14 protein-coding genes are annotated in these 13,203 nt (G+C 62.3%); all 14 read right to left on the minus strand.

Annotated elements, in window-relative coordinates:
- Nucleotides 1-9: 9 nt before the first annotated feature.
- Complete coding sequence (locus K3725_RS16490) at nt 10-666, minus strand: hypothetical protein (RefSeq protein ID WP_260016355.1); 657 nt, start codon at nt 664-666, stop codon at nt 10-12.
- A 177-nt stretch (nt 667-843) separates the two neighbouring features.
- A complete protein-coding gene (locus tag K3725_RS16495) occupies nt 844-2,766 on the minus strand; it encodes a calcium-binding protein (RefSeq protein WP_260016356.1) in 1,923 nt (640 codons plus the stop codon).
- A 622-nt stretch (nt 2,767-3,388) separates the two neighbouring features.
- Nucleotides 3,389-3,736: a response regulator gene (locus K3725_RS16500; RefSeq protein WP_260018626.1), complete on the minus strand. Its 348-nt coding sequence runs from the start codon at nt 3,734-3,736 to the stop codon at nt 3,389-3,391.
- A 37-nt stretch (nt 3,737-3,773) separates the two neighbouring features.
- Nucleotides 3,774-4,952, minus strand: coding sequence for an ATP-binding protein (locus tag K3725_RS16505; RefSeq protein ID WP_260016357.1), 1,179 nt, complete (start codon nt 4,950-4,952; stop codon nt 3,774-3,776).
- Nucleotides 4,949-5,596 (minus strand): serine/threonine-protein phosphatase, encoded by a 648-nt coding sequence (locus K3725_RS16510; RefSeq protein ID WP_260016358.1) that lies wholly within the window; start codon nt 5,594-5,596, stop codon nt 4,949-4,951. The genes K3725_RS16505 and K3725_RS16510 overlap by 4 nt, the downstream gene beginning before the upstream one ends.
- A complete protein-coding gene (locus K3725_RS16515) occupies nt 5,587-5,991 on the minus strand; it encodes an anti-sigma regulatory factor (protein WP_260016359.1) in 405 nt (134 codons plus the stop codon). Before K3725_RS16515 ends, K3725_RS16510 begins: the two co-directional genes overlap by 10 nt.
- Before the next feature lie 8 nt (nt 5,992-5,999).
- Nucleotides 6,000-6,356, minus strand: a complete 357-nt coding sequence (locus K3725_RS16520) for an STAS domain-containing protein (RefSeq protein ID WP_260016360.1) — start codon at nt 6,354-6,356, stop codon at nt 6,000-6,002.
- A gap of 1 nt (nt 6,357) precedes the next feature.
- Nucleotides 6,358-7,110: an STAS domain-containing protein gene (locus K3725_RS16525; RefSeq protein WP_260016361.1), complete on the minus strand. Its 753-nt coding sequence runs from the start codon at nt 7,108-7,110 to the stop codon at nt 6,358-6,360.
- Nucleotides 7,111-7,642: 532 nt separating this feature from the next.
- Nucleotides 7,643-8,416, minus strand: coding sequence for a LamB/YcsF family protein (locus K3725_RS16530; RefSeq protein WP_260016362.1), 774 nt, complete (start codon nt 8,414-8,416; stop codon nt 7,643-7,645).
- A gap of 9 nt (nt 8,417-8,425) precedes the next feature.
- Nucleotides 8,426-9,442 (minus strand): biotin-dependent carboxyltransferase family protein, encoded by a 1,017-nt coding sequence (locus K3725_RS16535; RefSeq protein WP_260016363.1) that lies wholly within the window; start codon nt 9,440-9,442, stop codon nt 8,426-8,428.
- Complete coding sequence (locus K3725_RS16540) at nt 9,439-10,185, minus strand: allophanate hydrolase subunit 1 (protein WP_260016364.1); 747 nt, start codon at nt 10,183-10,185, stop codon at nt 9,439-9,441. Before K3725_RS16540 ends, K3725_RS16535 begins: the two co-directional genes overlap by 4 nt.
- The gene (locus K3725_RS16545) at nt 10,185-11,480 is read right to left on the minus strand and encodes a TRAP transporter large permease (RefSeq protein WP_260016365.1); all 1,296 of its coding nucleotides are present in this window, start codon (nt 11,478-11,480) and stop codon (nt 10,185-10,187) included. Before K3725_RS16545 ends, K3725_RS16540 begins: the two co-directional genes overlap by 1 nt.
- 9 nt (nt 11,481-11,489) lie before the next feature.
- Nucleotides 11,490-12,038: a TRAP transporter small permease gene (locus tag K3725_RS16550; protein WP_260016366.1), complete on the minus strand. Its 549-nt coding sequence runs from the start codon at nt 12,036-12,038 to the stop codon at nt 11,490-11,492.
- A 58-nt stretch (nt 12,039-12,096) separates the two neighbouring features.
- Nucleotides 12,097-13,068: a TRAP transporter substrate-binding protein gene (locus tag K3725_RS16555; protein WP_260016367.1), complete on the minus strand. Its 972-nt coding sequence runs from the start codon at nt 13,066-13,068 to the stop codon at nt 12,097-12,099.
- Nucleotides 13,069-13,203 lie beyond the last annotated feature (135 nt).

The raw sequence follows: 13,203 nt of genomic DNA on the forward strand, positions 1-13,203 counted from the left end.
GCCCCCGCATCACGACGAGCGCAGCAGAACCTTTGTCGAATTCAGCGCCTGAGCAATCCGCTGGTAATGCAGCGCGACATCGTTGTTGCCCTCCGCCGATCTCAGAAGCACTGTTGTGGTGTCTTCCAGAATGGCAAGCGCCTTGGCGTTGGTTTCAGCAACGGTTTCCGGTTTAACTGCCGAAACCGGACGGCGCTTGGTTTCGCTGTCTGCTTGAACCGTGATCCGCAAGCGCGGCTGGCTGTTGTCCCGGTTCTGCCGCGACAGGCTGGCCAGTTCAGCTGACGCCGAAGCCAGCGCTTCGCGCGCAGCGGCATATTCACCGTGCGCAGGCAGTTTCTGGACCAATGCCTTCAGTTCCTTGGCCAGACAGTCTGTCCTGTAAGCCGGGTCCACGGCTTCACAGGCTGCCGACGAGATGCTGATCTGCGCCACCACAGCGCTGGTCACGGAGTTTGTGACGGATGCAGGGCCAAGCGCGGAAGCCGTGCTGCTGCTTCTGACGCCGTCCGCTTCTGCTGCATCACCGCCCGTTTCGCCAATGCTGCTCCCGCTGCCCCCGGTATTGCCCGACCCGCCGAAATTCGAAGCCGACGGGGCTCCCCGGACCTGCGCCTTGTGCACATAAGGCGCGGCGCTTTCCTGCAGCACTGCCCTGCTGGACACTGCAGCGGCTTCAGCCAGTCCCGGCACCAGAAACAGTGCGGCGCAAAGGGGCACTGAATGAGCGGCCCTGAATTTACTGCTTTTCATTGAAACCTCATTTTTCCGCCCGCGACGGGACAGTTATCCTATGGAGGGGCTAGCCTATGATCCGGCCCGCCCGGTTGGGGACGGCGCTCCCTACATTCCCAAGGGACCGCCGGAAAGCCCGATAATGTGATCTGACGTCAGTTCCGTAACACCAAGCAGCAGGATTTCGAAATCGAGCTGATCTTCATTGCTGTCAAACGCAGAAATGAGCAAACCGTCAGCATGGTCGTCGATGTAGATGTAAATATCGGCAAATGCACTTCCGTTTGACGGCGTCAATGCAAACTCGCCATCATCAAGCGTCACTGTGATAAAGGCATCGTTCAGTGTGATGGAACTCAGGTCGATCAGGTCTTGCGTGCCGTCGAAATCCGTAACCACATCCCGCTGCCCGTCGCCAGCCCGGCTGTGATCGAAACTGTTGAAAACAAAAACATCAGCATCCGCACCGCCAGTCAGCGTATCGGACCCAAAGCCTCCCCCAAGAGAATCCGCCCCGGCGCCGCCCTGCAAAAGATCATCGCCATCGTAGCCCTGCAGAGTGTCAGCATCCTCGCCGCCCTGCAGCGTGTCACCACCGGATCCGCCAATCAGCGTGTCGCTGCCGGATCCGCCCGACAGCACATCATCGCCGATCCCCCCGCGCAATTCGTCCGCTCCGGTACCGCCGCCCAGAAAGTCCGCACCGGCGCCGCCCTGCAGAAGATCATCACCATCGTAGCCCAACAGAGTGTCAGCGTCCTCGCCGCCCTGCAGCGTGTCATCGCCGGATCCGCCAATCAGCGTGTCGCTGCCAGATCCGCCCGACAGCACATCATCGCCGATGCCCCCGCGCAATTCGTCCGCTCCGGTACCGCCGCCCAGAAAGTCCGCACCGGCGCCGCCCTGCAGAAGATCATCGCCATCGTAGCCCTGCAGAGTGTCAGCGTCCTCGCCGCCCTGCAGCGTGTCATCGCCGGATCCGCCAATCAGCGTGTCGCTGCCAGATCCGCCCGACAGCACATCATCGCCGATGCCCCCGCGCAATTCGTCCGCTCCGGTACCGCCGCCCAGAAAGTCCGCACCGGCGCCGCCCTGCAGAAGATCATCGCCATCGTAGCCCTGCAGAGTGTCAGCATCCTCGCCGCCCTGCAGCGTGTCACCGCCGGATCCGCCTATAAGCGTGTCGCTGCCAGATCCGCCCGACAGAAAATCTGTGCCGCCGCCAGCTTGCAATAAGTCATCCCCATCATTTCCGGAAAGCGTGTCCGCATCGTCACCGCCGGCCAGTACATCAGCCCCATCTCCGCCTTCAAGAATGTCGGCGCCCGCACCTCCATACACTCTGTCGTTGCCTGAACCGCCGGCAAGCGTATCAGCATCCTCCCCGCCGAACAGGGTGTCCGCACCATTCCCTCCCTCGAGGCTGTCTGATCCATCGCCGCCAATCAATTGATCATGGCCAGCGCCGCCGGCCAGGGTGTCGCTTCCGGCGCCGCCGTCAAGAGTATCGTCACCACTGTTGCCCCAAATCAGGTCGGCTCCGGAAAGACCGCTCATGGTATCATTCAGATCCGAGCCGTAAAAAATATCGGAGCCGCCGTAAAAAAGAAGCAAGAACTCCTCGTTTGTGATGTTGGGATCTGCAACGACTGTGTTGGCCCCCAGCGACAGGCCGGTCACGGAATACACCAGTTCCGTAACGCTATAGGGCTGGTACTGATAGTAGGCCTCAATGGTGCCGGTCATCGAGAAAGTGTTGTTCGGGCCGACAATCAGCTGGAACTCCGAACCCGCCGCCGCCCTGTATTCTGCGCGAAAGCCGTCTGAGCCAGTAAAAATAATACTGCTGCTTGTAACCAGAAACTCTGCCTGGATTTCCGTACCAATAACATAGGGTTGATAGAAGGTGATCGTCGCCATCGCGGCCTCATCAAAATTTGGCGGGTGTATCAATAACGGCCCGGGGCAACCCGCTGCTGACCAGACCTTTGGCTTTGGGAAAAATGGCCGGCAGGTGTCCTGCCTTGCCATGCCACGCTAGCCCATGTTGCACGCCATCTCCAGACCAGTGCCCCAAGGATTTTCTTCTGGCCCGCCACAGATGTAAAAATGGCACCAGCTTGCGTCCGATACAATACAAGCTCTATGCAGCGCCATTCCGGTATCAGCGTGCATCCAGATGAGATTTCCGCACTGCGGTTCCCGATTGCGCATCAACCCCCGGCAGCCCCCCCGGATCCGAGCCCTGTCAGGTAAAGTATTGCACTGCAATGTAACGGCAACCATTCAACTGTTTTGCGTCTGCTCTTGGCTAATGCGGCCTGCCGCTGAAAGGCGGGCGTCTCCCGGCCATGCCTTATGGTGACTGGTGCCGCGGCCGGGATATGGCACCAGGCAATCAATTCTGCGCCGTTTATCGCGCTTTGCGGGCTTGTCTGCCTGCAAAGCGCCAGCAATATTGTGCTAGATCTCCGGACCAATAAAAACGGCGGGTTTCCGGCAAAAAGAAAGGGGCCAGTGCCCCAGGACGTTGCGCGGTTTCAAGCAGCCCAGCACTGCATATTCGGCCGCCGATCAGATCACACAGCAACCGCCGCAGCCAAAAGCATAAGCGGCGTAGCCGGTTGCAGCTCGCGTCCGGGTTGGAGCAGTTTCACTCCAGAAGGGCTGCAGCCTCCGCCACCCGATCTGCAGACAATGGTTTGGTTAGAAACTTTCGGATCAATGGAAACCTGGCCGCGCGCTCGAGGTCAGCCGGATTGACCGTGGTACTGACGATCACAATGACGGGAACCGGATCCAGGCGTTCGATCTGTGCACTGCATTTTTCCAGGAACTCAAAACCGGTAACCGGCGGCATGTTGATATCCAGAAAGATCAGCTCCGGAGGCCGCCCGCCCTCTTCGATATGCTGCATTGCAGCCGCAGGCCCTTCGAACAGCTCCACTGTTTCAAACAGATGCAACTTGCCAATTGACCGTTTCGCAAACTTCCGGTCCATCCTGTCATCGTCAATGACATAGGCAGTTCTCCCGCGTCTATTCACCCTGTGTCTCCTGCAGCTTAAAATCGGCGCCAAAAGTTGCGCCCTGCCCGGCTTCGGAAACGATGCTGACCACAGTGCCGTGGTTTTCCGCAACCCGCTTGCACAGCGCCAGTCCGATGCCGGAACCGGGATGCTGCTCATACCGGTGCAAGCGCTTGAACAGCTCAAAAATCCGCTCCTGCATTTCCGCCGGGATGCCCGGTCCGCGGTCAGCCACAAACAGGCGCACCCGGCCTGATGCCTCTGCCGGGCCGCAGCCAACACTGACCTCGGCCGCCTGCCCGTCCTTCCTGTATTTCAGCGCGTTTGACAGCAGGTTGGTCAGCAGAACCCGGATCTGGAACGGGCTTCCCATGACCACAGGCATATTGCCCACGTGTATCTTTGCCTCAGCACTGACGACCAGGGAGTCCATGTCCTGAAGGATCTGCGGCACCATCTGCTGCAGGTTCACTGCTTCAGGCGTGAACTGATGTCCGACGACTTTCGAGTAATCCAGCACGTCGTCCACGAGCTGACGCATCCTCCGCGCTGTTCCGGTAAGATCTCTGATGATGCCAGCCGCTTCAGGCGGCAGTTCGGTTTGGAAGTCCTCAAGCAGAACATCCAGAAAACAGTGTATCGTGTTGATCGGCGTTTTCAGATCGTGAGACAGCGCGTATGTAAAGTTCGATTGATCCTGATTGGTTTGTGTCAATTGCCTGTTTTTACGCTCCAGCTCCTCGGCCCGCAGCTGAATTTCCGCCGTCCTCTTCTGCACCTTGAGATCCAATTCATCTCTTTGGCGGGCCAACTCAAAAGTGATGTCGCGCAGCTCTTCCTCGACCCGGCGCCGTTCCGCGACTTCCTTTCTCAGTTTGGCAGTGCCGCTGACATATCCGCGCAGCGCCATGTCATAAACGGCCATCCCTTCCAGAAAGAAATCTTCGGCCCGGTCGAGGCACAGTCCTGAGCCGACCGGCGCCTGCAAACGCTCCCGCAATCCGGAAAAATGGAATAGCCCGAAATCGGACAACGGCACATTCGCCGCCAGCGCAAAACGGGCAGCTTCATAGGCCGCCTCCAGCTGTCCGGCATCGCCGCTGTCCATGTACGCAGACATCGCAGCGGTGTAACGGCGGGCTGCCGCCATCATGGCGTCTTGCGCGGGAGGGACGTCCACACCGATCATCCCTCCCTCCCGCAGTGGGCAGCTATCAGGATTGTGCGGTCATCATGCTCTCTGCCATATTCATCCAGGCAGGAGGCAGCCCATTCCTGAGGCGGGACTTGCGCGCGGGGCAACGCATTGCGGAACTGCCGGGAGACGCCGTCGGATGCAAAGATCAGAACGTGCTGCCTTGGAAATTTCTGCGACTGGCAGAAAACGCCCGGGAAATGCACCCCCAAGGTACCTCCCTTCTGCATGATCGCGCTGCTCTCAGCGCTGCCTGGCTGCATCTGGCAGATTATACCTTCGACATCGCCAAGAGCGGCCCACTCGACAACCTCTTGATCCGGGTCAATCAGAGCCACGGCCAGCGCCGCTCCCCGGGTGCCCAGCAAACGGCCATGGGCTGCTTCGAACAGCTCCGCGACGCCGCGGACGGCGCCTGCTGCCAGCTCCTCCAGACAGGCACTTGCCGCGTCCCGTGCTTGCGGGCCGCTGCCGACGCCATCTGCCAGGGCAACCAGCAGCCTGCTGCCGTCCCGTCTGAGCAGATAACCGTCGCCACAAGCGGTGCATCCTGACTTGGACGCCTGGGCCACGGCCCAGTCGATCCGGGCTTCGCCTGCGTCAAATGCAATACTGCCGCCTTCTGCATTCATCGCCATTTCACCACCGTCACAACAAGCCCGCTCCCTGGCTCCGAGCGGATTTTAAAGTCATCTACGATCCGCCTGGTGCCCGGCAGGCCTAGGCCAAGGCTGTTCCCGGTTGAATACCCGTCCTGCATGGCCAGTTCGACGTCTTCCAGTCCCGGGCCCCGGTCACGCGCTGTCACCTTGATCCCGGATTTGGCACCGCTGATGACGGAACACAGTTCGATCTCTCCTTCGTCTGCATATTTTACAATGTTGCGGGCAAGCTCTGACACCGCGGTTGCGATCAGGGCTTGGTCCGGCCTGCTGAACCCGATTCCCACGGCCAGCGTGCGCGCCAGCTGGCGGGCAGCCACGACGTCGCTGTCGCAGGACACCGGCTGCAGCACGGCAGATGGTTCCGTCACCGGCACGTTCATGAGCTGTCCCGCAGGACTTCAATTCCGTGATCCAGGTTCAGCGCTGTCGGAACACTCTCCAGGTTGAGCCCAAGAAGCACCATTGCCATGGCAATTTCCGGCCGGATGCCAACAATTGCAATCCGCGCTCCGCGCAGGGAAACCGACGCAGCGATATCGCTCAGCATCCTTGTGCCGAAACTGTCGATGACATCCAGAAGGCTTACGTCCAGAATAACCTTGGACGCCGCACGCCGGGACACCTCGTTCAGGATACTGTGCTGCATCTGCTGGATATCGCTGTCTGACAGTTCTTCCTGAACCGCCGCGATCAGCAAATCCCCCTGGCTTATGATCGGAACGCGCCGGGCCACTTCAGCGCTCCAGCAGTTTGCGGGCAGTTGCGACGCCGCGCTCCAGGTCGCCTGCAGGGTTCAGAGCGTCACCCGTCACACCGATCTTGACCAGCGCCTGTGCCACTTCGGCGCTGATCCCGGTCAGCACCGATTGCGCCCCCATCAGCCGCGTTGCTGTCATGGTCTGGATCAGATGGTTGGCCACCATGCTGTCGACCGCCGCAACCCCGGTAATGTCGAGCACCACGACACGGGCATCCTGATCCCGGATCGCGTCAAGAATCTGCATTGTCAGGAGACGCGACCGGTGGCTGTCCAGCACGCCAACCACAGGCACCAGCAACAGCCCCTCCTGCAGGCGCAAGACCGGCGTCGGCAGTTCGCTCATCTCCCGTTCGCGCATTTCAATGGCCTGTTCACGCGCCGCCGAAAATGCCTCGATGGTGATTGCCTGATGACAGGCCGCTATCTTGCGCAGCGATCGCTGAGTTTCCAGGGCCTCAGCCTCGTCGCTCATTTCTTCCTGAACCAGATCGCAGATCCGATTGATGGAAAACGTGTAGAGACCCAGATAAAGGCTGGGAGAGATGCCGTAGGCCTCGTTGAAAATTCCGGCCCCCTTACGGCTTTCAAAGTACTTTTGATCGAGGCCAGCATCAAAAAGTTCAAGCAGATGGCGCCTCTGCTCGTCCTTCACCACCTGCATGCCGGAGGCCTCGCCCTCAACGCCTGCGTGGTCATAGCCGCCTTCCCGCGCGTAGTAGTCTTGCAAGATTGCATCGATGTTCTGTTCGGCCACCGGCAGAAGGCTTGAAACCCGGGCCCGGTCGTCCTAGCTTACGTCGAACCAGCCCCAAGCATCCTGCAATCCCTTCTCCGGAGACAGTATTGTCGAAGAAATGACCTCGTTCATAAGACCCTCAAAACTGTGGTTATCTGCTGAGACAGGGTCCGGAGATATGCTTAACGAAAAGAAAATAACGTCAAGTGATGGCAATAATTTTTCATAAATTCAGCGACTTACAGTGATACCACAGCAAATCACCAACGGCACAGCCGGAGATCTGGGATTGCTGAAGCCTCTTTGGGCGAGGTTTCCATACGCGCCGAAAGGGAGGTCTCATACCGCCGTTTTCCTGAGGAGGCCTGCGCATGCACTGCCCAACAGGCGGCTTTACCGGCGAAACCAAAACCGGGTCAGCGACCGGGGCCATTCACTGGCTTGCAAGAGCCCCATGAATTATTGCCCCAGTCAGCCGGCACTACCCCTGGCGGACAGCGGAAGGCACTATCCGGAAGGAAGCTCAAAGAACCGCACCATCGGCCTTGGCGAGGCTTACTCCGCTTCCCAGCAGCGCGTTGCGAACGGCCGCTGCAATTGCAAGGGCAGCCGGAGTGTCCCCATGAAGGCATATGGTGTCGATCCGTGCCGGGATACGCTTGCCGCTGGCGGTGATGATGGCCTTTTCCTGAACCATAGCTGCCATCCGCCCCGCGGCTTCGGCCGGATCATGAATTACTGCGCCAGGCAGCCTGCGGTCGACCAAAGTTGCATCGTCGTTATAGGCACGGTCAGCAAAGATCTCGCACGCAGAGTTGCAACCCAGTTCCTGCGCGGCCTGCTGCTGGGCGGTTTCCGCCAGCGCCATTACGATGATCTCCGGGTCGACTGACAGGGCCGCCTGATAACAGGCACGTGCCATCTCCACATCCGCGGAGGCCATATTCGCGAGTGCCCCGTGCAATTTCAGATGCCGCACCGCGCCGCCCGCAGCCCGCGCCATCGCCTGCGCTGCGCCCAGCTGGTAGCGCACCATGTTGCCCAAGGTCTCATTCGGCACCGACATCCGGCGGCGGCCAAAGCCCTGAAGGTCAGGAAATCCCGGATGGGCGCCGATGCCGGTGCCCTTGGCCACCGCGTGTTTGATCGTCGCCGCCATCACATCCGGGTCGCCCGCGTGAAAGCCGCAGGCGATATTAGCCGAGGTCACGATATCCAGCAGCCCCGCATCATCGCCCAGGGACCAGGCGCCAAAGCTTTCGCCCATGTCGGCATTCAGATCGACAGTCCGGGTCATCTCACATCCTCACAAGACGTCTTCTTCACCGGCAATCGCGCCGCTGATCAGCTGATAGGACAGCAGGTTCGTCATGGTGTGCGGATCCCTGATCAAAGGATAGCACTGGCTGCGCAGGCCCTCGCGCCGCTCCGCCTCAACCCGTTCCAGCTCTACAGCCTCCTCCAGCGGGATGAAACGGAAGTGCAGCTCCGCCCCCGCCGCCGCCTGCGCCAGCAAGGGCAGATCGCACGGCACAACCGTGCCGATCCGCGGATAGCCGCCGGTTGTCTGGCATTCCGACAGCAGCACATAGGGCGTGCCATCGCCGGTCACCTGGATGTCGCCGGGCACGATCACCTCAGACACAACCGTGCGTGCGCCGTCGGGGCGGAAACCGCCGCCATCGCTCTTCACCGGCACACCCATACGGTTGCCGCGCGCCCCGCGGCGGAAGGCCGTGCCTTCGAACCGCTCTAGCTCGGCTTGCGGGAACAATGCTGTCTGCAGGCTCGCCACCACCCGCACGGTGCCGCCTTCAAACCGGTCATCCGCTGCCAGCCCCAGCCCGGTGGTGCGGCCGCTGTCCGGGCCTGTATGCAGCTCGTCGCCTTCGGCCAGCGGCGAGCCAATGCCCGCCGCAAGATGCGCCGAACGCGCGCCCAGAAGTTCCTGCGTCTGAATACCGCCGCCCACGTGCAGGTAGCCATAGACGCCGCTGCGGGCCGCGCCGATGGCCAGCCGCGCACCCGCGGGCAGCATGTGGCTGGCGTTCCAGGCCACCGCTGCGCCGTCGATGCTCGCCCGCATCGGCGCGCCGGTCAGGGCGATGCGCAGATCGCTGCCGGCCTGGAACTCGCCGCCCATGCCGGCCATCTCAACCGCCGCCAGATCCGCATCCTGGCTCAAGAGCGCCGCGCCCTCGGCCAGCGCCAGCCGGTCAGCCGCGCCGCCGCGCGACACCCCGTATTCCAGCCAGCCCGGGCGGCCGCCGTCCTGAACACTCACCCCCGGCCCGGCGCGCAAGACCGTCAATGTACTGGTCATATCAGCGCCTCCGCCTTGGCGCCGCCCAGCGGATCGCGCCGCAAGCCTTGCAGCTCTTCCGGCGTCACCGGGGTAAATTGCACCTCGTCGCCAGGGCGCAGCCGGAACGGCTCCTCCGCATCCGGGCGGAACAGCCGCACCGCGGTCTGGCCCGCATGCATCCAGCCGGTGGGCGCGGCAACCGAGAACAGCACCAGCTGCCGGATCGCCACCGCCAGCGCGCCTTCGGGAATGCGGGTGGTCAGCTGGGTCTGGCGCGGAATGTCCCAGGCCTCCGGCAGCTCGCCCAGATAGGGCTGGCCGGGGGCAAAACCGATGGTCTGCACCCGCACCCGCGCCGCCGACAAGGAGGCCACCGCCTCCGCCTCGCTCATGCCCGCAGCCGCTGCCGCCTGCGGCAACTGCGGCGCCAGCTCGGTGCCGAACACCGCCGGAATGCGCCACAGGCGGCGCTGGCCGGGCAGCGCGGCGGCATACCAGTCGCGTTGCGCCAGCAGCCCCTCCAGCCGCGCCCGCAGCGCCGCATGGTCCAGATGCCGCAAATCAAACCGCACATAAGCCGACACCAGCGAGGTTGAGACCTCCTCCACCCCGTCCCAGCTTTCCCGCGCCAGGGCGGCGCGGAACGCCAGGGCAGCGCGGTTGGCCGGCTCGCTCAGGCGGCTGCCAAAGCTTATCAGCATACCGTCCACCCCAACCGTGCGGATCTCAGGGACGGGCGGTGCTGCGCTCACCTCAGCCATCACATCTGCTCCGGCAGGTAGGTCACGATGGACGGGAACAGCACGATCAGCACCAGCGCCACGATCATCAGGAAGAAGAACGGAAGCGCCGCCTTGGCCACGGTCAGTATGTCCCGCCCGGTCAGCGACTGCAGAACAAACAGGTTGAAGCCAACCGGCGGGGTGATCTGCGACATCTCCACCACGATCACCAGGAAGATGCCGAACCACAGCGGATCAATGCCCGCCTCCAGCACCATCGGCATGATCACCGACGCGGTCAGAACCACCACCGAAATCCCGTCGAGGAAGCAGCCCATGATCACAAAGAAGATGGTCAGCGCCGCCAGCAGCGTGAAGGTGGACAGGTTCAGCGAACCGATCCACTCCGCCAGGATGCGCGGAATGCCGGTGAAGCCCATCGCCACCGTCAGGAACGACGCCCCCGCCAGGATAAAGGCGATCATGCAGGAGGTGATGGTCGCCCCCATCAGCCCTTCGGTAAAGCTCTGCCGCGTCAGCGAGCCGGACTGCCACGACAACAGCAGCGCCAGCACCACCCCCACGGCCGCTGCATCGGTGGGCGAAGCGATGCCCGTATAGATCGAGCCGATCACCCCGCCGATCAGCAGCACCACCGGCACCAGCCTGCGGGCGCGCTTCAGCTTTTCGCGGAAGGTGGCGGCAATGTCCTCGGCCGGCAGCTGGCTGCGGTTCAGCAGCGCCCAGACCACCACATAACCCACGAACAGCCCGACCAGCAGCACGCCCGGCAGCACCCCCGCGACAAACAGCCGGGCGATGGATTGCTCGGTCGCCACGCCATAGACGATCAGGATGATCGACGGCGGGATCAGCAGCCCCAGCGTGGCAGAGCCCGCCAGCGTGCCGATCACCAGCTTTTCAGGATAGCCGCGGCGCGACAGTTCGGGGATCGACAGCTTGCCGATGGTGGCCGCCGTGGCGGCAGACGACCCTGACACCGCAGCAAAGATCCCGCAGGCAAAGACGTTCACATGCAACAGCTGCCCCGGCAGCCGGTTCATCCAGGGCGACAGCCCGGTGAACATGTCCTCCGACAGGCGCGAGCGGAACAGGATCTCGCCCATCCAGATGAACAGCGGCAGCGCCGCCAAGGCCCAGGAGTTGCTGTGGCCCCACATGGTGGTGGCCATCACCAGCCCCAGCGGCGCCTCGGTGAACAGCGCCATCGCGGCGATGCCCACGCCCAGCAGGGCAAAGGCCACCCACAGGCCAGCGCCCAGGAACAGAAACAGAAGGACCAGAAGAATGATGGAAAGCGCGGCAACCGACATGGTGATCCCCTATTCGCTCAGAAGATTTTCGCACTTGCCCTCCCAGGAGGGCAGCGCGCCGCGCAGCACGGAGATCAGCTCGTCCGCCAGCGCCAGGGTGAGGATCGCAAGGCCAAGCGCCACCGGCGCCTGCGGCAGCCACAGTGGCACCGACACCATGCCCGCGCTGCGGTCGCCGAACTCCAGCGATTCCAGCAGCAGCAGCCCCATGTACCAGGTGGCAAAGCCGCTCATCGCCAGCGCCAGCAGGATCACCCCCAGCTCCGCCGCGCGGTGGGCGGCGGGGGGCAAGCGGTTGGTCACCAGCGTCACCCGGATATGGCCGCCTGCGCGCAGCGCATAGGCCAGCGCCAGAAAGGTCGAGGCGGCCAGGAAAAAGCCGGTGAAATCCGCATAAGACGGGATCGTCAGGCCCACCCCGGTTCCGGTCAGCGCCACCGCGATCTTGTCGGCGAGGTTCAGGCACACCTGCGCAAAAACCAGCGCCACGATGGCCACGATAAACAGTGCTGCCAGGCCCCCGGCCGCACGGTAGATGAAATCAAGCACAGGCCGCATGGCTGCCCCTCCTCCCCAGGAGACCGGACGCCGCCCCAGGCGTCCGGTCATGTTGCAGTTACTGCTGGTAGGCGTTCAGCAGGGTGGCACCGGCCTCCCCGGCCTCGCCCTTCCAATTCTCCAGCATCTCGGCGCCAATCGCGCGCAGGCCTTCCATCAGCTGCTCCGACGGCTCAACAACGGTGATGCCGTTTTCCTTCAGCACCTCGATCTGGCTGCTGGTCTCGGCCCGGCTCATCTCCCAGCCGCGCGCCTCTGCCTCTGCCGCGGCTTGCAGGATCGCGGTCTGGGTCGCCTCGTCCAGACGGCGGAACGCCCGCTTGTTCACCACCACGATGTTCTTCGGGATCCAGGCCTGGATATCGGTGTAATGGGTCAGGAAGTCCCAGGCCTTGGAATTCACGCCGGTAGAGGGCGAGGTGATCATCGCCTCGACCCGGCTGGTGCTGAAGGCCTGCGGAATGTCCGGAACCTCAACTTGGGTCGGCGCGGCACCCGCCAGGTTGGCGAACTGCTCCAGCGTCGCGTTATAGGTGCGGAACTTCAGCCCCGCCAGATCCTCGACACTGTTGATTTCCTTGGTGGTGTACAGCCCCTGCGGCGGCCACGGCACAGCATAGAGCGCCATCAGCCCCTGTTCGTCCAGCAGCCCGTCGATCACATCCTTCTGCGCCGCCCATAGCCGTTCGGCCTCGGCGTAGCTGGTCGCCAGAAACGGCTGCGAGTCGGCGCCAAACGCCGGGTTGTCATTGGCCAAGAGCGACAGGAAGAACTCGCCCGCAGGCACCTGGCCGCTGCGCACCGCTTTGCTGATTTCCGGGTGCTTGAACAGGGAGCCGGCCGAATGGACCTTGATTTCCAGCCCGCCACCGGTGGCCTCGGCCACGTCGCTGGCAAATTCAGCGATGTTCTTGGTGTGGAACGTGGCGTCCGGATAAGGCGTCGGCATGTCCCAGGTCGCTGCCTGGACTGAAACCGACAGCCCGGCAACAAGAACGGCGGCGCTGCCCAGAATACGTGTGATCTGCATTTTTTCCTCCCAATGCGGTTTGTTGTCTATTTATACTCATAACGCTGACAATTTGTCAACGTTATGCCAAAGTGGGTTCCTGCTCGCTTGATCTTGCTGATACTTTGCATTTTTATAGCTTCAAGCAGGTAAAAC

The sequence above is a fragment of the Leisingera sp. S132 genome, assembly GCF_025144465.1.
Classification (GTDB): Bacteria; Pseudomonadota; Alphaproteobacteria; order Rhodobacterales; family Rhodobacteraceae; genus Leisingera.